This window comes from Achromobacter sp. GbtcB20, assembly GCF_019091095.1.
GTDB lineage: Bacteria > Pseudomonadota > Gammaproteobacteria > Burkholderiales > Burkholderiaceae_B > Achromobacter > Achromobacter mucicolens.
This window is the reverse complement of record NZ_JAGXJZ010000044.1, coordinates 1-17,832: the sequence shown is the minus strand read 5'-3', so window position 1 is coordinate 17,832 and position 17,832 is coordinate 1. Positions and strand designations below refer to the sequence as shown.

The 17,832-nt window shown below is 62.9% G+C and carries 14 protein-coding genes and 6 pseudogenes; 11 read left to right on the top strand and 9 right to left on the bottom strand.

What is annotated here, in order from left to right:
- A partial coding sequence (locus KVT32_RS27285) for a hypothetical protein (protein ID WP_254637035.1) occupies nucleotides 1-859 on the top strand: 859 nt, incomplete at its 5' end.
- A 15-nt stretch (nucleotides 860-874) separates the two neighbouring features.
- On the opposite strand, the gene KVT32_RS27280 is transcribed toward KVT32_RS27285, so the two are convergent.
- Both KVT32_RS27280 and KVT32_RS27275 read right to left on the bottom strand, forming a co-directional pair.
- Entirely contained in the window at nucleotides 875-1,774 is a 900-nt protein-coding gene (locus KVT32_RS27280; RefSeq protein ID WP_227741405.1) for a class I SAM-dependent methyltransferase, read from the bottom strand.
- Nucleotides 1,775-1,877: 103 nt separating this feature from the next.
- On the bottom strand, nucleotides 1,878-2,555 hold the full coding sequence (locus KVT32_RS27275) for a hypothetical protein (protein WP_152385606.1): 678 nt from the start codon (nucleotides 2,553-2,555) through the stop codon (nucleotides 1,878-1,880).
- 469 nt (nucleotides 2,556-3,024) lie between these two features.
- Between KVT32_RS27275 and KVT32_RS27270 the strand changes: the two genes are divergently transcribed.
- From KVT32_RS27270 to KVT32_RS27250, 5 genes and pseudogenes are all read left to right on the top strand, one after another.
- Nucleotides 3,025-3,327 carry a hypothetical protein gene (locus tag KVT32_RS27270; RefSeq protein WP_227741406.1) on the top strand — a complete coding sequence of 101 codons (303 nt, stop codon included), beginning with the start codon at nucleotides 3,025-3,027 and terminating at the stop codon, nucleotides 3,325-3,327.
- Between the two features lie 201 nt (nucleotides 3,328-3,528).
- On the top strand, nucleotides 3,529-3,813 hold the full coding sequence (locus tag KVT32_RS27265; protein ID WP_152385607.1) for a hypothetical protein: 285 nt from the start codon (nucleotides 3,529-3,531) through the stop codon (nucleotides 3,811-3,813).
- An 18-nt stretch (nucleotides 3,814-3,831) separates the two neighbouring features.
- The gene (locus KVT32_RS27260) at nucleotides 3,832-4,554 is read left to right on the top strand and encodes a hypothetical protein (RefSeq protein ID WP_152385608.1); all 723 of its coding nucleotides are present in this window, start codon (nucleotides 3,832-3,834) and stop codon (nucleotides 4,552-4,554) included.
- 6 nt (nucleotides 4,555-4,560) lie between these two features.
- On the top strand, nucleotides 4,561-4,977 hold the full coding sequence (locus tag KVT32_RS27255) for a hypothetical protein (protein ID WP_152385609.1): 417 nt from the start codon (nucleotides 4,561-4,563) through the stop codon (nucleotides 4,975-4,977).
- An 88-nt stretch (nucleotides 4,978-5,065) separates the two neighbouring features.
- Nucleotides 5,066-6,196, top strand: a pseudogene (locus KVT32_RS27250) (tyrosine-type recombinase/integrase); the annotation flags it as partial.
- Nucleotides 6,197-6,243: 47 nt separating this feature from the next.
- Here KVT32_RS27250 and KVT32_RS27245 read toward each other — a convergent pair.
- A pseudogene (locus KVT32_RS27245) lies at nucleotides 6,244-6,868 on the bottom strand (LysR substrate-binding domain-containing protein).
- A gap of 105 nt (nucleotides 6,869-6,973) precedes the next feature.
- On the opposite strand from KVT32_RS27245, the gene KVT32_RS27240 reads away from it, so the two are divergent.
- Nucleotides 6,974-7,273: a helix-turn-helix domain-containing protein gene (locus KVT32_RS27240; RefSeq protein ID WP_003282197.1), complete on the top strand. Its 300-nt coding sequence runs from the start codon at nucleotides 6,974-6,976 to the stop codon at nucleotides 7,271-7,273.
- Between the two features lie 26 nt (nucleotides 7,274-7,299).
- On the opposite strand, the pseudogene mobH reads toward KVT32_RS27240, so the two are convergent.
- The 5 genes and pseudogenes from mobH to KVT32_RS27215 all read right to left on the bottom strand — a co-directional run bounded on the left by mobH (nucleotide 7,300) and on the right by KVT32_RS27215 (nucleotide 12,917).
- Nucleotides 7,300-9,152 (bottom strand): annotated as a pseudogene (mobH, locus tag KVT32_RS27235) (MobH family relaxase).
- 204 nt (nucleotides 9,153-9,356) lie between these two features.
- The gene (locus KVT32_RS27230; protein ID WP_152385610.1) at nucleotides 9,357-10,277 is read right to left on the bottom strand and encodes a nucleotidyl transferase AbiEii/AbiGii toxin family protein; all 921 of its coding nucleotides are present in this window, start codon (nucleotides 10,275-10,277) and stop codon (nucleotides 9,357-9,359) included.
- Entirely contained in the window at nucleotides 10,270-11,028 is a 759-nt protein-coding gene (locus KVT32_RS27225) for a type IV toxin-antitoxin system AbiEi family antitoxin domain-containing protein (protein WP_041929668.1), read from the bottom strand. The genes KVT32_RS27230 and KVT32_RS27225 overlap by 8 nt, the downstream gene beginning before the upstream one ends.
- A gap of 290 nt (nucleotides 11,029-11,318) precedes the next feature.
- Nucleotides 11,319-12,408, bottom strand: a pseudogene (locus KVT32_RS27220) (ISAs1 family transposase).
- A gap of 206 nt (nucleotides 12,409-12,614) precedes the next feature.
- Nucleotides 12,615-12,917: a putative quinol monooxygenase gene (locus KVT32_RS27215; RefSeq protein WP_007182542.1), complete on the bottom strand. Its 303-nt coding sequence runs from the start codon at nucleotides 12,915-12,917 to the stop codon at nucleotides 12,615-12,617.
- A gap of 63 nt (nucleotides 12,918-12,980) precedes the next feature.
- On the opposite strand from KVT32_RS27215, the gene KVT32_RS27210 reads away from it, so the two are divergent.
- Nucleotides 12,981-13,994: a GlxA family transcriptional regulator gene (locus tag KVT32_RS27210; RefSeq protein WP_152385611.1), complete on the top strand. Its 1,014-nt coding sequence runs from the start codon at nucleotides 12,981-12,983 to the stop codon at nucleotides 13,992-13,994.
- 228 nt (nucleotides 13,995-14,222) lie between these two features.
- Entirely contained in the window at nucleotides 14,223-15,287 is a 1,065-nt protein-coding gene (locus tag KVT32_RS27205) for an alkene reductase (protein ID WP_152385612.1), read from the top strand.
- Nucleotides 15,288-15,421: 134 nt separating this feature from the next.
- On the opposite strand, the pseudogene KVT32_RS27200 reads toward KVT32_RS27205, so the two are convergent.
- Nucleotides 15,422-15,742: pseudogene (locus tag KVT32_RS27200) on the bottom strand (integrase core domain-containing protein); the annotation flags it as partial.
- Nucleotides 15,743-15,888: 146 nt separating this feature from the next.
- Here KVT32_RS27200 and KVT32_RS27195 point away from each other — a divergent pair.
- Nucleotides 15,889-17,097, top strand: coding sequence for an alpha-hydroxy acid oxidase (locus KVT32_RS27195; RefSeq protein ID WP_152385613.1), 1,209 nt, complete (start codon nucleotides 15,889-15,891; stop codon nucleotides 17,095-17,097).
- 10 nt (nucleotides 17,098-17,107) lie between these two features.
- Nucleotides 17,108-17,832: pseudogene (locus KVT32_RS27190) on the top strand (conjugal transfer nickase/helicase domain-containing protein); the annotation flags it as partial.

Sequence of the window (17,832 nt, the reverse complement as noted above, 5' to 3'; positions counted from 1 at the left end):
CAACCCTGACCCAATCAAATTAGGGCTGGGTCAGTTTTCGATGCAAACGCCGGGTCAGTTTTCAGTGCAAACCAACAGAAACGCTTCGATGAACTCGATAAAAGGCGTCAAGATTCTCGACTCCAAGAAGGTGGATATGGCAGGAGCGCTCAGCGCGCGCGCGCAGGAATTCTTTCAGCCTGACGCCAAGATTGTTCTGACCTCAGAGAGCCAGCAAAACGCCCCCCTGTGGTCGAAGGCTGTCCGCTCGTTCGCCACAGCTGCGGTGGCGTGCGGACTGGTGGCCGCCATGAACGTTGTGCCAGAGGCCACCCAGGCGCGTGACGCCCATGTCGAAGCAAGCGCCGCTGCTCAAACTGGAACCCAGCAATACGTGAGCCTGAGCAGCTTGAAATTCTCCGATCTGGTGAAAATTCGCGACAGCATTGGGCTCGACGAGGCGACGCTACGTGACAGAATCATGCCCCAGTTCGATATGGTAGCGATGACGTCCATGGCGCCCAATGAACGCGCTCAGCTCGTCGGAGGCCTGTACATGGCCGCCGACACGCTAGAAGGATTCGATCGAGCGATGCAGCAATCACGCATGGCGGCCGCACAACGCGGCGACGCACCGCGTACGCACGCCGAGGAAGTGCAATCTTGGGAAAAGGCGTTGGCCAGCCGATCAGCCGAGCACAAGCGGACGGAGTTCGTCGACCACCTGGGGGCGCCGAAGCCGGCGCAGACTGTCGATCCGGCGGCTCTGCAGCGCACGATCGAACGGCTGCAGCAAGTGGTTCTCCTCAAGCCCGAAGCCCCTGCAGAACGGGCGCTCAGCTATGATCGCGAGCGCCCCCGGCCGGCAATGGGCGGCTGACAGGCATCCGGCCGGCTAAATCAGTACCAATTGCTGGCCAGGTGCCGCCACTGCGTCGGTCAGCGCGTAGCGCGATGGGCCGACGTTTCGGAATCGCTCATAACGCCGCAAGGTCTGGCGAACCTTTTCTTTCCACCAGGGATTTACCGACGGCCTTGCGCGTGCCGGGGCCAGCGCTTCGTAGATCGAGCCCAGATCGGCTTCACCCCCCAACAAGCGCAAAACAGCTTCCACCGCACGGGCCCAGACGGGGCCGCGGTGCCCGTCCAGCTCTGCGCGCACACTGCGCGGGAACTGCTGGACATCAGCCGTTTCGCGATAGAGCGCAAAGCCGAATAGGCGCCGGCGCCCGTCCTTCGTGAAGGTCGCGAACACCAGCGGCAACTTCAGCCCAGGGTAGATGTTGCGAGGAATCATTTCCTGGGCAATCGACCAGTCCTCCGCATACCCCGCAACGCGCGCCGCCGTCTGAAACGCGTAGGCGGGAAGCAAAAATGCCGCTTGGCCTCCCGAAGGCAAAACACTATGGACGCGATGCAGCAGCCGATCGATCAAGTCCAACTGAAATGGCGGGTTTCCGATCACGACGGTGGGCGTCGCCGGCAGCGCGACCGTTTCAAAGTCGCCCTGCAGCACCAGCCGGCCGGTGGCCACAGCGGCAGCGCGCGCCTGGGCAGGGTCTAGCTCCGATCCAAAGGCGTCCACGTCTGGTGGCACCACCGCCAGGAAGGAGCCGGGTCCGCACGTCGGCTCCCAGACCACGTCTCCACGGCCCAAATGAGAAAAGTGGCGTTCATACAAGGCCTCTGCTGCCCAACCCGGCGTCGGAAATTGACCTAGCGCCATCCGGGAATCAGTCTGCGTCACGGCATGTTGAAGGGGAAGGGGGGCGACGGTGCCAACGATGGTGCTCATAGCTGCTCCAAGTGAATATGTGAGAACCATCCTATCGAGCGCGTGAAGCGCCCCCAAACTTTTGCGCCGGCGTGCGCCAGGCGCCGCACCATCCCCGTCGGTGTCAGAAGGACAAGGCGAATTGACCGGCTTCGTCGTGAGCGGCGGGGGCGCCTGAATCGAAAAGCGCCGTCGCGAGCCAGGCCGGTGACTCACGTCCCGCCAAGCGCAGCAACGCATTTGACTCCAGATATGGCGGTCGCTTTCCAAGCCGAGACTGAAAGGTTTCTTCAGCCAATTTTCGAGGGGACATCCGCATGCGAACCTTATCGAAGACCGACAGGAAACCGGTTTCGCTCACGAAGGGGCGATGAAGGTCCACCACATGAAAGTGCATACGCACGGCGGCCCGTCCAAAGCCCTCCATGATCTCGACCCGGGCACGCACGCCAAGAACGCAAATCAAGAACTCTCCATTCTGACCCCACAATGGGTCCTGGCCGGGCGACGCGGCGCAATATCGATCGACCACATTACCGCCCGCGTCCGGATTGCAGCAGTCCCTGCTCCCGAAGAACGAACCGCCATTCAGCTTCCACACAACCGCTTCGTAGGTTTGGAGAGCGTGCTCGATCCCCAACTGGTCGCCGGCGAGAGCGGACTCGTGAAGACGACCTACTGCGGCAAGCGCAGCATCCAACAGAACCTCCCGAGTGCCCCACAACTGCTCAGCGCGGGCAACGATAGCCCGGTGCTCTGCATCCGATTCCCAAGCTAATTTCGATCTGCAATTCAACGACATCCCTGACTCCTTAACATGCGTTCGAAGCAGCCTATCAATGGCACAGTCAGGGCCAAAGGATTTGCGGGGCATCAGTCGTCACACGAATGAGGGGATCGGTAAACGGCGAAACTTGTAAATCATTTTCTAGTATGCATTACTATGCTGATTCATTCTTTTATGAAGCTTACGCCATGTTCCTGGATGCCGCGCTCTGCGACGAATTCTTCAAACCGGCCCCGATGTGTGTCGAACGTGCATCGCGCGGCTGCGGGCCTGGGGATTCCTGCGACTCACGGGCGACCTCAGCCATCCATCCTCACCCCGCTCGTCGACTCGAGTGGCTCGAGGGCGCGCAGCCTGTCGACATGGAGCGATGGGTGAGATGAAACAGGGACCGTCGACCCCGCGAACCCGAGTGCCCTCCGCGCTGCAAGATCGGAAATTCGCCTTCCTGGCGTCCTTTCGCCTTTCCTTGGCGCAGGCTCAGATGACCATTCCTTCGTCCGAGCAGGGTTGGATGGCACCCAAAAGCGCCCCCCACATCCCCTCGTGGCAGGAGTACTTCCAGCTCATGCGGACCACGCCTGGCGTCTCGCATTCCGCAGCCCAACAAATGGAGGCTTTTCTGGAACGATGCGCAATCGGCTACGTCAAGGAAGCAGGGGAGCGGCAGGCCGGCCATTTTAGGGAATCCTTCGCCACGATTGCGGCCGAAGCTCGGCGAATGCTGGCACCGACCTCTGCCCGGCTTGTCTGTCCTGCAGGAACCGGATCGAACCATGCCCACTGAACTGCCTAAGCGACTCGTTGCCGCTGGAAAACGTTGGCTGAAGCGCCAAGGTTTTGCGGTAGCCGCATCAGAACTTGCGACCACCGGCTGCGCCGTACAAGCGGTTATCCACGCGCAGGGAGAACGGGCCATGCCTCGAGTCCCTCCCACGGCTATCTCCGCCCCCCACGAATACTGAACCATCAGACCCAGCACAACCCTATGTCGCTTAGCCAACTCCACTTTGACGTCGCCACGAATGAATCCACCGGTGAGCGATGCCTAATGATCCCGCATCGCGCTGGCCGCGGTATTCCAACGAACACGCGGATCATCGCCGGAAGCTTGATTTGGACGGCCGAAGACGGCGCCGTTGAAGAAATCGGGGGCGCGCGGCCCCTGCCGCAGGGCTTCTTGGACCAGTTCTGGAGCGAACAAAAGCTTCTTGTCATCCCCATCGACGAAAACGGCATTCCTAGCCGCGACTTCGTCATCACCCCCGCCTAAACGATAGCGAGGATCCTTATGGCAACCAACCAAAAACCCGCCGGTCTCAGCATCCTTAACTCGCGCAAGCTCGATCTCCTCGGCCAGTTGAGCGAGCGCGCCAAGGAGTTCTTCCAGCCAAGCCAAGGGCTCAGCATGGCAAACACTGCTGACGGCGCGTCAACCGCGTGGGACAAGGCCGTACGGAAGTTCGCTGTCGCGGCCGCAGCTTGCGGCGTCGTGGCTAGCGTATCGCTGGCGCCCACGCCGGCACAGGCGGACACACAAATGCAGGTTCGCTCTGAGTTTTCGACCCACGCCCCGACGTTCGTCAACCTCAACACTTTGCGCTTTTCGGACCTGGTAGCGATCCGAGATCGCATTGGCCTGGACGAAGCCACGCTTCGTGATCACGGAATGCCGTTCCTTGACGATGGTTTGATCGCACGGATGGACGACACCGATCGCCGCACCGTGGTGCTCGGTTTCTACAGTGCCGCCAATTCCTTGGCCAGCTTCGACCGCGCTATGGCCGAATCACGCGCAAATCTCGAACAACGCGGTGCGGCCCCGCGCACTGACGCTGAAGAGATTCAGGCTTGGCAGCATCAGCTGGATAGTAAAGAGCATCGCCAAGGCCAAGCAACGGGTTCCATCGACCAAGCTGCCCTTGATGACACCATCAACGAAGTTCGCATCCTGCTGATGCCGCGGGGCGCGGCTGTTGCCGAAGCACATCACGAGTACGAGCGCGAACGCTAATCCGGTATGAAGAATTTAGTCAAAACTCGTTTTGCGATCGCCCTTTGGATGGCCGTAACCGCCGGTAGCGCGTCGGCGGCAGACTGCAGCTTCGATGGCAACTTTGATCGCTCTGTTGGTGCGGGTTGGGAACACATCAGCATCGGCAAGGGGGGCGCAGCCATCATCAGAATTTACGGCACCGGCGAGAACATCTTGCGGACGGTTGGGGGAGCCCCGAAGCTCCTGCGTGAGCAAATAGCGAAAGTGGCCGTTGATGAAGGCGGCAGTAACGCGGTTCAAGGGTTCCACCTGGTCGACGTTCACGGAGAGCGGCTCTACATGATGCAGTACTTGTGTGACCAACGCATTGTCACCAATGCGAGCACTGGTGACTGGGCTCGAGTGTCGAACCACCGCTTGTACAGCCGTCATATTCAATGAAACTCAAAAAAGCGCTCGCCGTCTCACCACTCTTCGCATTTCTCACCAATGTCCAAGGCGGCCGAAGCGCAATCGCCAGGAAGACCACATGAACGACTTGCGAACCGGCGAGCTGCGACAGGCGACGCCGGATCAATTCGATCTGGACCGTGGGTTGTGGATCATCCCGCCCGACGTCGTGAAGCAACTCCAGTTGGATATGCGCAAGAAGCGGCAGCAGCCGAAGGACATCCCGCCCTACATCGTGCCGCTGTCGATTCAGGCCATGGAGATCGTCCGGCACCTGCTGGATGAGTTCAAGCCGGCCCAGCGCCACCTGTTCCGGCACGACAGCGACTTGAAGAAGCGCATCAGCGAGAACTCGCTCAATGGTGCCCTCAAGCGCATGGGCTATCAGGAACGCCTGACCGGACACGGTATCCGCGGCACGATGTCCACTGCGCTCAACGAGATCGGCTACCCGAAGGTCTGGGTGGATGCACAGCTCTCGCATGTCGATCCCAACAAGGTCAGCGCGACCTACAACCATGCCGAGTACGTGGAGCAGCGTCGCCGCATGATGCAGGACTGGGCCGATCGGCTCGACCTCTTCGAGCAGAACCAGGTCGAGGCGGCCAGCATGCCGCTCACCGTGCATCTGGAAGGCGTGCCCGCATTCCCGAGTGAGCAAAGCGCAAGCGAACCTTCCACGCCGGTTGCCGCTTCGCCAATCCTGCTGGTGACGAGGCCGGGTGACGCCATGCCGTTGGTTTCTGCCGCCACACATCGGCTGCCGGCGGTTCCGCCCCCTCGATCAGCCGCGCCGCTGGTGCCTTCGGACATTCAGCGCGAGAGGATGGAGCTGTTCGATGTCTTCGAAGCGCCGCACAACCTTCCCGTCGCGGCGTTTGCCAAGGTGGCGGGCAAATCCCGCAGGTGGATCAGCTACGAGATCAAGGCGGGCAACTTGCTGGCATTGAATGTGGGCAACCGCGGCCAGCGCGTGCCGGACTGGCACCTCGACCCACTCAAGCACGAGCTGATCCAGTCCGTCCTGAAGCTGACCAGGGGTGCGGACCCTTGGCAGATCTACCATGCACTGCTGCAACCGCGCTCGATGCTGCGGGGGCGTTCGGCACTGGAGGGCGTGACGGCCAGCAATCTCGACAAGCTCGTCATGGCGGTGAGCACAGCCGTGAAGGAAAGCGAATGGACCCCGCCGCGAGTCGGGGTCGCCTAGCAGCAGGAATGCGGGATCGTGGCGAAACCGCGATCCCCGCGCGTCTGTCAGGACACCAAGCGCGCGCGGCGGGCGAATCTTGCCTGGGTGTCCGACAAGGAAGCATCGCGGCGGAGCAGGTAAGCCATCACGATCGTTGGTGCGCCGGCCAGCGGCCGCACGGCGATGCCTCGGCGTAGGTAGCTCGCCAATCTCGCGGCGGGCGCAATGGCGATCCCGTACCCGGCGGCAACCAACGTCATCGCCACATCGAATGTCTCCACCGCTTGCTCTCGCTCCTGCAGCGCGTTCTCGAACACACGCTGCACGGTCATGCGCCATGGTTCATCGGCCGTGGACTGCGAGCAGATCAAGGGCTGCTTGAGCACTTCACCGCACGGCACTTCACGGTAGGCCAGCAGATGGGAGCGCTCGGCCACGGCGACCGCCAGCGTGTCATGCCACAGCGGTTCGCATACCCAGTCAGGCCACTGCCGGGCAACCGCAGACAAGGCGAAGTCGAAGCCGTCGTCCGGCAGCTCCGCGCGTCGACCGGGATCTGTCCACCAGGCCAGGACGGCATGGGTCCGGCTCTTCGGCACGCTGCAGGGCGAGCACGTCGGCGAGCTGGGGAGGCACCCATTCGCCGAGGACTGCCATGCGAATTTCGGCGGTGATGTCACTCGATTCCACGTCCAGCTCCCCCAGGCGGTGAACTCGTGGCAACTGATCTCGAAGCCGTTGGATGAGTTAAGTTTAACGTGGTTTAAATCGTGACCGTGTTCGACGCTCTTGGCAATGCCAAAGCGTTCGATCCAAAGGGGCCGCCCCACCGGCACCACTACCTACGAAGCGGAACCAGCCATCGCGTTTGGGGCTGCCGTGCGGGAAGAAAGAACCAACCAGGGCATCGCTCAGGAAACGCTGGCCCACATGGCCGGCATCGAACGGTCGCACATGGGCAAGATCGAGCGCGGCGAGCATGTCCCCACGCTCCCTCTCATCCTCAAGATTGCCCGTGCGCTGAAATGCAGTTCCGCCCACTTGATGACTCTGACCGAAGCCAAGCTGGCAGAGTCGGCCCCATCCGCGGATTGAAGCCGGCCCGCACAGCGGTCGCATGCCTACGCCTGATCGTCGTCCTTGCCCCCAAGGGCTGAATCTTCGCGCTTTGCGGCCCCGTTGACGAGCCGCAGGTATGGGTTGTCTGGCGGCGTCTCCTGGAACAGCGCATCCGGGCTGGCGAGCAGGTAGCCGTGCAGCCGGCGCGACCTGCGCGGCCCCGTGACTTCGCAGGTCCAGATGTTCAGCCCGCTCGGCTGCTTGCGGTGCTGTCCCAGCTTCTCGAAGCGCTTCTGTACCCACTGCCACCCCTCCAGCTTCTCCTGCTTGGCCAGCGCGGCGACTTGAAGGTACTCCTGCGCGTAGCGCTGGAACACGCCGGGGCTGACGAGGTAGGTTGTACCGGCGACGGCATGCACCAGGGCCTTGGCGTCGTTGATGATGAGCTTGCGCGTCTGGATGCTCTGACGCAGCCAGGCCATGAAGTGCGCCCCGGAAGGCTCCGCGCGATCCTGGAAAGGTGCGAGGCCCATCTGCGGCGGGGGCACGGTCGAAGGGGCCGGCTCGGGCTCGGCAACAGGGGAACTCGGGATCTCCGGTGCCGTGGGTGGAGCGGTGTCGCCCAGCAGGTCGAGTAGCGCGGCCACGCCGGTATCCGTGGCTGCGGATGCGATCGGCGCCGTGCTCGCGGATGCAGCTTCGATGCCTTCCGCGCGCGGCCCATCGGCCACCGCTGTCGCCTGCGGCGTCGGCTCCGCCTGTTCCTCTTCGACGTGCACACGGCCTGCGAACGGCGCCGGCCGGTCGGCGGCATCCCAGATCATCGCCGGCGAGAGTTTCAGGAAGGTGAAGGCGTGCGACCAGCCGGCGTCGCTGGTGACGGTAGCCTTCCAGATCGCCTTGCCATCCGGCGTCGGTTGCACGATGCCGTGATCCTGCAACACGTTGAACACCGCCGTGTTGCTCGCCGGGATGCCGTCGATGCCCTGCGACAGCAGATGCGCGCGCAGCTTGTCGGAGACGGTCTTGCTCACCCCAGCCACAAGGCGTCTTGGGTCAGCCAACCGTCCGCCGGGCCGGCCTGGTTCAACTTGAATTCTTCCTTGAGCAGGTAGCGCAAGCCGTCGAGCAATTTGCGTTGCAGCGCATGCTTGGGCGCCGCCAGCGCCTTGCTGGGATCGCCGCCGAGTTCCTGGGCGACCGATGCCTGGTCGGCCTGCACGACGAGCTCGCCGAGCGTGCCGGCGTGCTCGTACTGGCCGGCCAGCACGTACAGCAGCGCGGCCCAGAGGTCGGGATAGCCGCTGAGCCAGTCGAAGATGTCCCGATCGAGAAGGCGCGCGTAGAGCAGCCCGGTGGCGGCGCTGTGCAGGCGGTACTCGCGCTCCTTTCGGTAACGGAAGCGGTAGGGCTTTCGCAGCGGGCCGTGCCAGGGATGCCAGACGCTGCCATCGTCATGCTCGACGTGCAGATCGACCGCAATCTTGCCGATGTCGTGCAGCAGGGCCGCGTAGGCCGTGCCTGCGGTCCAGGCTTCGGCCTGGGCCGCCTGTGCCTCCGGCGTGACGCCCGCAGGCAGCAGGTATGACTGCCGCAATTTCAGCGCATAGGCGACGATCTCCAGGCCGTGGTCCAGCATGCCGCCCGGATAGGCGTGGTGGTGGTTCTCGGAGGCCGGGAACTGCTGGACCAGCTCGGCGTAGCGCTCCAGTGGGGCGAGGTAGAGCGTGGCGAACTGCCGGCGCGAGAGCGATGTGCGCTGCCAGATATGCTCTAGCAGTTTCTGCCGGCGCGGCGTGGCCAGCGGCGATGCGGCCGACTCCGGCCGCATCGACCCTTTCGGAGTTTCGATGGCGGATGTGGCCGGTGTGCCGGCGGTGGGTGGCACCCGTTTGCGCTGGAACAGCGAGAGCATGGCGAACCCCGGATGACGGGCTGCTCGGGGGCGCCTTTTGGCCTTTTCAGGATAGGGCCTTTCCCCTTGGCGCCCTTCCTTTGCCCCTTCCCAGCCCTTTGGCCTTTGTCGGAAGCCTTTGGGTATAGGGCCGCTGCTGCGCGGGTGCCACGATGAATGCGGCATGGGGCAATCCCGGCAAGCCGGAAGCTGCGGGGATGTTCGTCAGCTCTGGCCCAAGCCGGTGTCGAGGGCGGCGGATTGCGCTGCGAAGTCGTCGGGACGGCGCTTGCGGAAGGTTTCGAGATTGGCGAGCTTCCAGCGCAGTGCCGGCAGTTGCGCGGCGTGCTGGCACTGCACCAGCGACCAGTCCGGTTCTGCGCGCGCCAGCCCGCTCAGAAACTGCTTGTGCGCGGTGCTCAGTCGCTGTGGCAGCTCGCGCCGCATCCTGGCGCGAGCGTCGAGCAGTGTCTCCAGGGAGCAGTCCACTTCGGTCATGCCGACAAAGGCCCGCTCGTACTCGCCGGCGATGTCCTTGTCGTTGCCGAACAGCACTTCGTTGGGCGGCCGGTTGTGGCCCGCCAGATAGATCACGAAGCACTCGACCATGCCGTCGCTGATGTCGCCCGATTCGTAGAGCTGCCACACGTCGAACAGATCACGCGGATGCTGTCGATCCAGCGCAGCCACCAGCTTGCTGGCGTACAGCTCGTCCGGTGCCAGAACCGGCAGCTCGAACTCGACGCCGAACAGATCGCTGGTCCTGGCGCTCAGTGGTCGCCGCTCGACGGGCAGCACGCTGCCTCGGAACACGACGTTGACCTCGATCTTCACCTGGCCGGCGTCGTTCTCGACGATCAGCTTGGTGTCCCCCAGGTCCTTGGCGCGAACCAAGCGTGTCTGCACGCCCAGTGGTGCAACGCGCGTGGCGATGGCGGCCAGCTCCTGGTTGATGGCTTGCAGCGCTTCGTCGCGCGGCGTCTGCCACGGGAGGTACACCACGTCGATGTCCACCGACAAGCGTGGCATGTCCTGCACGAAGAGGTTGATGGCCGTGCCACCCTTCATGGCGAAGATGTCGTTGGCGAACACGTCGGGTGCGACGGCCAGCAGCAGGCGAACGGTATCCGCGTAGGTCTTATCCATGAGGTCTCAGGCTCAGCAAGGTGCCGTCATCGAGCCGGCTCATCCAGCGCGTGTTGCTGCCGGTGCGAACCGGATACTGCTCCAGCAGGGCGTCGACATCCACGAGGCTGGTCTCGCGCGCCCAGGTGAGGAACAAGCGCACGGCCTTCACGCTGGCGCAGCAGGACAGCAGTTGCCCGAGCAAGTCCTTGCGGGGGGAACGCAGTCCATCAAAGATGTTGCGGGCCTCTTCGAGGCTCTGCTTGACGCCGGCTTCGTACAGCAGCTCCAGAACGGCACGCTCGGGGGCTGCCACCCGCAGATCCTCGGGCAGGCCAGGCGGCGTGGTCAGGGTCTTGCCGGCCAGCGCCGTGTCCGGCCAGTCGAACAGGCGGGCGTGGACGTAGCGGGCCGGAAAGCGCGAAGTGAACCAGGCCGGCAACGCGAAGCGACCGTCGCCCCACAGCACCAGCGCCTCCCGGCTGCCCAGGTTGTGCCGCACCCCCTGCAGGGCCAGGGCACTCTTGCCGCCGACGTGCAGGCCGGGCACGCGCTGTTGCAGGAACTTCAGCGCACCGTAGACCCCGAACTCATCGTTCGGGAAGGCATAGACGCCATGGGCCAGGCGCACGAGCCACCCGCCGTCGGCATAGTGGGCGGCGAGCTGGGGCGACACCCCGAACTGGCTCAGGGTGGCAAGGTCGAACGGCGCCCCGCGGGGGAGTCCCGCCTGCAGTCGCTTGATTACCTGGTGCCTAGAATTTCCATCCATGTTATAAAATTAACACAGAATCCAATCGACCCCTAGAGCCATTGCAAGAGCGTGCATGGAAAGTAGCATAAGGTTTGATTTATCGTGCAGAATCTAATCGACCTGCGACCCGAGCCAACCCGGCTCTGCCGGCCGCCACCCGCCCTCCTGATCGCGGTCTATGCTGGAGGGCAGGCCACGACCGGCCGCTCCGCGAGGTGAAGCACCACTACTGCCAGGCTGTTAGTCATGTTGCCTCCTTACCCAAACCATGTAGGGCCGTGTGACCCCAGGGCTATCGCATTCGAAAGTCATAACGGATGAATTTCCAGCATTTTCATACGGATATCGTCATCCCAGGCCGCCCGCTTGCGCTTGAGTCGCAGACTCGTCTTGGCGTTATCGGTCTTGTCCGCGCGGATGAGGTTGAGCACGATCTTCTTGAGCAGCGAGAGGTTCTGCGGAGCATTGTCCTTGCGGATCATGCTGTCGTCTTCACCGAAGCAGACGTCAAGCATCCAGTGAAGCCGGTTCTCGATGCCCCAATGCGCGCGCACGGTCTTGGCCAGTTCTTCGGCAGTGAGTTTGCGCGAGGTGATGTAGTACCGCTCCTCGAGTTCGGCGACCTTCTCGCCGACCACGCGCTGCGAGACGACGCAGCCGACCGTCTTGCAGCCTGGCCACAGTTCGGCGTCGATTTCTTTGCCACTGGCGGCGACCCAGCTCAACTGCATCACCGTCCGGCCATGGGCCTTGTCCACATGCTTGAAGCCGTCGTTGGCAAGTTGCGCATCGCTGATCAGATCGCGCACCTGCTGGTGCAGCGTGGGTTGGTTACCCTTGACCGCCAGCAGGTAATCGCCCCCTTTTTCGACGATCTTTGCGGCGATCTCACGCTGACAGCCCATGGCATCGATGCTCACAAGCAAGCCCTTGATGTACAAGGCTTCGAGCAGTTCAGGGATAGCGGTGATCTCGTTGCTCTTTCCCGCGACTTTCTCTTGGCCGAGCACCAGTCCGAGTTCGGTCGAGAAGGCGCTGACCATGTGCACCGGCGGCGCATCCCCGTCGGCCGAGCGGCGCAGCGTCTTGCCGTCGACGGCGACCACGCCATCGAGTGCGCCAACGATCCCGCCCACCCAGCGCCGGAACACCGCCTCGAACTGCTTCGGATCGAGCACGCGGAACACGCGCAGGAAGGTGTCCTGCGACGGAATGCCGTTCTTGAGCACCAGAAAGCGCCGCAGCCAGTCAGCCTTGAGCCGGCCCCACAGGGCGATGTCCTCGAAGCTATCGGCGTCCGAGAGCATGGCGCACGGCGATCACCAGGATCTCCCGGAAATCGTGGCGGGTGCCGTTGCTGGGCTGACGCGGATCTTCAAGCTCACCGAGTTTCTCCATCAGACTGACTCCCGCTCCACGCATTTCGCTCGCCCAAAAGACGAGAGAAGACGCGTTTTTGAGAGGGTCCACAAGATGGCTGCATAAGCTGTTGAACGTGAACGACTTTTTTAGACAATTTCAGATGGCGCATGCCATGCGAATGCGATGGCCCTGCGTGTGACCCCCATCCTGCAGCGTGACCTGATTGGGTCAAGGCTGGGTTGTCATGCAGGCAGTTTGGCTGCAAGCAGTTCGACCTTCTCGATATTGGGCGGAGAACTGAGCAAGGTCGCGGCGTTGGCCATCAAGGCCGCGGCGATCTGGCCGTTCAGATGTGCCTGGCGACCTGCCTCATCGGCAAAGGCATCGAACACACCGAACGTCGAAGGGCCAAACTTCAATGCGAACCAGGCAGTGGTGCCGGACTCGGCGTTGGCGAGCGGCAGTGCGCTGGCCAGGAAGTCGGCAAGCGCAGCCTCTTGGCCGGGTTTGGCTTCGAGGCGAACAAACAGGGCGAGCTTGGTCATACTGTAATCCTTTGGGTAAATGGGTTAGGTGAAGGGATCGACGAGTCCACAGTCTAGGTCTTCATGACAGCCATCTCTATAGGCAATAATGACAACTTTGATATCATTGTTGCCATGAAACTCCACATCCTTGTTTGTAATGGCGTGTTTGATCTGGGGCTTGCGGCGCTCGCTGACACAGTAGGCTTGGCCAACGCAATGGCGGGCTCGCTGCCACAGGCTCCCTCTCGCATAGAGCTCACGCTGGTGGGCGTGCGGCGTCGCATCCGAACTGCGCAAGGCTTGACGGTCCCCGTGGTCACTGCGCGTGGTGTGCCGGAACCAGACGTCGTGCTTGTGCCCGCGTTTGGTGACAAGATGCCTGACACGCTCTCGGCTCGGCTCACACGCCCCGACGTGCCCGATGCGGTCGCCGCGCTACAGCAGTGGTCCACCGCTGGCGCGCACCTTGGTGCCGCCTGCTCCGGTAGTTTCTTGCTTGCAGAGAGTGGCCTGCTTGATGGGCATCGTGCGACGACGTCATGGTGGCTGGGGCCGATGTTTCGGCAGCGCTATCCGAACGTCACGCTGGACGAGTCACGCATGATCGTGAACTCGACACGCTTCACCACCGCGGGTGCCGCTTTGGCCCACGTCGACTTGGCCTTGCGCATCATCCGAGGGCGCAGTCCGGCGCTGGCGGCCCTGGTGGCACGCTATCTGCTGGTCGAGACACGCAGTTCGCAAGCCGAGTTCGTGATTCCCGACCACCTTGCGCATGCCGACCCGATGGTCGAGCGCTTCGAGTGCTGGGCCAGACGTCGGCTCGCGCAGGGGTTCTCGCTGGCCGAGGCGGCCAGCGCCGCGGGCACAAGCGAGCGCACCTTGGCCCGGCGGCTGCAAAGCGTTTTGGGAAAGACACCGCTGTCGTATTTCCAGGACCTGCGCGTGGAGCATGCCGTCCATCTCTTGCGCACCGGGAACGCCAGCGTCGACCAGGTCGCCGCACAGGTCGGGTACTCGGATGGGGTGACCCTGCGGGCCCTGTTGCGCCGCAAGCTGGGCCGGGGTGTCAGGGAGTTGCGACGCGGTGGATGACCAAAGGCGTTTGGTGCATGTACGGCTGGAGACCACCGCGAAACTGTCGGAAGCAGAGGCTTACCCACTTGCGTCTACTACATCGTGCGTTGGGTGCAAAAGCACCAGCCGTGCCAAAGCAGTCTTCAGTGACCTTTCAAAGTTCAGTGACCTTTCAAAGGTCTGAGTATTGGGAATACTATTAGCTTTAACACTGTTTTCTGTTCACTAATCTGGGTTTTCATCCACATGCTATTCAATCCACTTCAAGTAGGTTCTCTCACCCTGCCCAACCGCATCCTTCTGGCACCATTGACACGCGCCCGTGCCGACGCTGGCCACATGCCCAACGCGCTGATGGCCCAGTACTACAGCCAGCGAGCCACCGGCGGCCTGCTGATTTCCGAATGCACCATGGTGGCGCCCGGTACATCGGCCTTCGTCAATGAGCCTGGCATCTACAACGACGCGCAGATTGCAGCCTGGAGGCAGGTGACCGACGCGGTGCACGCCAAGGGCGGACGCATCTTCATGCAGATCTGGCACGCTGGCCGCGCAGCCTACCCTGGCGCTGCCGATGGCGCCCCCATTGTCTCCAGCAGCGCTACCGCTATTGAGGGTGAGATCCACACGCCCCAAGGCAAGGTGCCGCACGCGGTGCCCCGCCCCCTGACCGTCGAAGAGATTCCTGGCATCGTGGCTGCGTTTGCTCAAGGCGCACACAACGCCATTGCCGCCGGCTTTGATGGTGTGGAAGTACACGGCGCCAACGGCTACCTGATTGACCAGTTTCTGCGCGACACGCCCAACCAGCGCACCGATGCTTACGGCGGATCGCTGGAAAACCGTGCACGTTTGCTGTTCGAGGTACTTACTGCCGTGACCCAGGCGATCGGTTCCGAACGTGTGGGTCTGCGCCTGTCGCCCCTCAACAGCTTCAACAGCATGAAAGACAGCCACCCGCTGGCCCTCATCGGCTTCCTGGCCGATAGGCTCAATGCCTTCAAGCTAGCCTACCTGCACGTGATGCGTGCCGATTTCTTCGGCGTGCAGAAGGCCGATGTCATGCCCGTAGCGCGTGAAAAGTACAAGGGTGTGTTGGTGGGCAATATGGGTTACAGCGCTGATGAGGCAGAGGCAGCTATTGCCGAAGGTAAGCTTGACGCTGTGGCCTTTGGCACCGCCTTCCTGGCTAACCCGGACCTGCCCGCACGCATCAGGGCCAAGGCACCGCTGAACGCGCCTGACTCCAACACGTTCTACGCAGGTGGCGCCAAGGGCTATACAGACTATCCGACACTGCAGGTCGCGTAAATCACCGCCCCAGAAGACCGAAGAAACGAGCCACTTTATACCCAAGGCTCTGCCCTTCGATCTTGCGAAGCTGTGAATCGATGGCATCTACCGAGTGAACCGCACCGGGTTTCGTGGAGGCAGTTTGGTTTAAGTCAGGTCGCCACCGAGGTGGCCTGACTGGCGAGTTGCCGGTAGTAGTTTGCCTCAGCTTCTGCGGGCGGAATGTGCCCCATAGGCTCAAGGAGCCTGTGGTGGTTAAACCAGGACACCCATTCGAGGGTGGCCAGTTCCAGAGTTTCTTTCGTTTTCCACGGTGCCCGGCGGTGAATCAACTCGGCTTTGTACAAGCCGTTGATGGTCTCGGCCAAGGCGTTGTCGTAGCTGTCACCGCGACTGCCCACCGAGGGTGCAATTTTGGCCTCTGCCAGCCTCTCGGTGTAGCGAAGTCCGACGTATTGAGAGGAAGCCTTCGAGATGACCGCCTTCGAGGACTTCGTACAACAGGAGGTGGAAAAGGGACGTTCCATCATCGGCCTCTATCCGGCCACCGACAGCCAGGTGCAAACGGCCTTTGACGCCTGGCGCCGCGAACGGGCGCTGACCCCTGGAAATGCAGACGATGCCCACCCATCCGCACAGCACCTGCAAGCTTCCGCGCGTGCTGCACCGCATAGTCGCGCTCGACGACCTCGAGCCGGCAGCGCGCCGGCTGCTGCCCAAGCCGATCTTCGCCTACGTGTCGAGCGGCACCGAAACCAACGCCTCGCTTCGCAACAACCGCAGTGCCTTCGAACGCGTGGAACTGCTGCCCCGCGTGCTGCGCAACGTGTCGGCACGCACGCAGGCCACCAGCCTGCTGGGCAGGCATTACCGGCACCCCTTCGGCATCGCGCCCATGGGTGTCAGTGCGCTGACCGCATTCCAGGGGGACGTGGTGCTGGCCCGGTCGGCGCGCGATGCAGCGATACCCATGATCATGAGCGGCTCGTCGCTCATGCGCATGGAAGACGTCGCGCAGGCGAATCCCGACAGCTGGTTCCAGGCCTACCTGCCTCCCAGTGCAGAGCGCATCAGGGCGCTGGTGGATCGGGCCGCAAGGGCGGGCTTCGGCACGCTGGTCATCACGGTGGATTCGGCCGTGCGGGGCAACCCGGAACATCATTTGCGCGCCGGCTTCACCAGCCCGCTGCAGCCGGATCTCGCGCTTCTGTGGCAAGGCCTCACGCACCCGCGCTGGACGCTCGGCACTTTCCTGCGCACCCTGGTGCATTGCGGAATGCCCCACTTCGAGAACAGAGATGCCGACACTCGCGTGGCGGTGGTGGCCCGCAACGTCGTTCGCGAGTTCAGCGGGCGATCGCATCTCGACTGGGCCGACATCGCCCGCATCCGCGACCAGTGGCGGGGGCACCTGGTGCTCAAGGGCATCCTGCATCCAGCCGATGCGCGTGAAGCGCGTGCCCGGGGCATCGACGGCATCATTCTTTCCAACCACGGCGGCCGTCAGCTCGACGGCGCGGTGACGCCGCTGCGCATGATCGGCGCCATACGGGGGGCCCTGGGCGACCTGCCACTGATGGTTGGCAGCGGATTCCGGCGTGGCACGGACGTGCTCAAGGCCATGGCCCTAGGCGCAGATTTCGTGTTCGTCGGCCGCCCGTTCAACTATGCGGCCGCGCTCGCCGGGCAGGCCGGTGTGGCGCATGCCATTGGCATCCTGGCACGGGAAATCGACTCCGCTATGGGCCTGCTGGGCCTGAACAACCTCGAAGAACTGGGCCCGGATCAGCTGGTCGTGCCGGCTGATTTCCCGGTGTTGCCTCCATAGGGCGCACAGCTCCCATTCGTTCACCCTGTTGCGTCTCGCTCCCGCGCTGATCTGGGAGTCTGGCGAGCGACCAGCACCTTTCGCGGGGACGGTAGAGATCGACGCGACGCCCGCGGAAAACGACGCCAGCATGTCGGCTCCCGCGCCTTCCGTCTCGGTGAACCCAGCGCAGGGAGGTCAAGAGCCTCCGATTTGGGAGGGCGACAGCACCACCATCGTTTCACCGCCCGCAGCCCAGCCCGTGCCCGACGTCATGGAGGATTTGCTCGCGATGGTGGGCTTGGGTGAGTCGGCCGGCGTTGGCCAGGATGCCGAGGAGTTCCTCCACACCCCGCGCCAGCAACAGCCGCGACGTCCATTCCATCGCCTGCACCTGCACCCGCGCCTACGCCTGGGCCATCGGCAACGAAGCCATCCGGGGAACAGTTCATGGTTTGGCTGAAGCAGGGAATCGCCTCACGACGGCTCATCATCAACGACGCGAAGGCACTCGTGCATACGGTGAATGACACGGCCTACCTGGTCAGCCCGGGTGTGTTCCAACGCTATGCGCAGGAGCATCCCGAAGTGGCCGCACTCGCCAAGCAGGAGAATCAACAGGATTGGCAGTGGGTGCAGAAGCGCTTCGAGAAGCTGCAGCTACATCGAAAGCAGCCCAATGGCCTGAACATTTGGACCTGTGAAGACATGGGCCCGAGGAAGTCCCGCCGACTGCATGGCTACCTCCTCGAAAAT

Excerpts from the sequence above, each read along its gene's own strand:
- KVT32_RS27280 (WP_227741405.1), bottom strand. The coding sequence starts at position 1,774 with ATGAGCACCATCGTTGGCACCGTCGCCCCCCTTCCCCTTCAACATGCC.
- KVT32_RS27275 (WP_152385606.1), bottom strand. The coding sequence starts at position 2,555 with ATGTCGTTGAATTGCAGATCGAAATTAGCTTGGGAATCGGATGCAGAG.
- KVT32_RS27270 (WP_227741406.1), top strand. The coding sequence starts at position 3,025 with ATGACCATTCCTTCGTCCGAGCAGGGTTGGATGGCACCCAAAAGCGCC.
- KVT32_RS27265 (WP_152385607.1), top strand. The coding sequence starts at position 3,529 with ATGTCGCTTAGCCAACTCCACTTTGACGTCGCCACGAATGAATCCACC.
- KVT32_RS27260 (WP_152385608.1), top strand. The coding sequence starts at position 3,832 with ATGGCAACCAACCAAAAACCCGCCGGTCTCAGCATCCTTAACTCGCGC.
- KVT32_RS27255 (WP_152385609.1), top strand. The coding sequence starts at position 4,561 with ATGAAGAATTTAGTCAAAACTCGTTTTGCGATCGCCCTTTGGATGGCC.
- KVT32_RS27240 (WP_003282197.1), top strand. The coding sequence starts at position 6,974 with ATGCCAAAGCGTTCGATCCAAAGGGGCCGCCCCACCGGCACCACTACC.
- KVT32_RS27230 (WP_152385610.1), bottom strand. The coding sequence starts at position 10,277 with ATGGATAAGACCTACGCGGATACCGTTCGCCTGCTGCTGGCCGTCGCA.
- KVT32_RS27225 (WP_041929668.1), bottom strand. The coding sequence starts at position 11,028 with ATGGATGGAAATTCTAGGCACCAGGTAATCAAGCGACTGCAGGCGGGA.
- KVT32_RS27215 (WP_007182542.1), bottom strand. The coding sequence starts at position 12,917 with ATGACCAAGCTCGCCCTGTTTGTTCGCCTCGAAGCCAAACCCGGCCAA.
- KVT32_RS27210 (WP_152385611.1), top strand. The coding sequence starts at position 12,981 with ATGACAGCCATCTCTATAGGCAATAATGACAACTTTGATATCATTGTT.
- KVT32_RS27205 (WP_152385612.1), top strand. The coding sequence starts at position 14,223 with ATGCTATTCAATCCACTTCAAGTAGGTTCTCTCACCCTGCCCAACCGC.
- KVT32_RS27195 (WP_152385613.1), top strand. The coding sequence starts at position 15,889 with ATGCCCACCCATCCGCACAGCACCTGCAAGCTTCCGCGCGTGCTGCAC.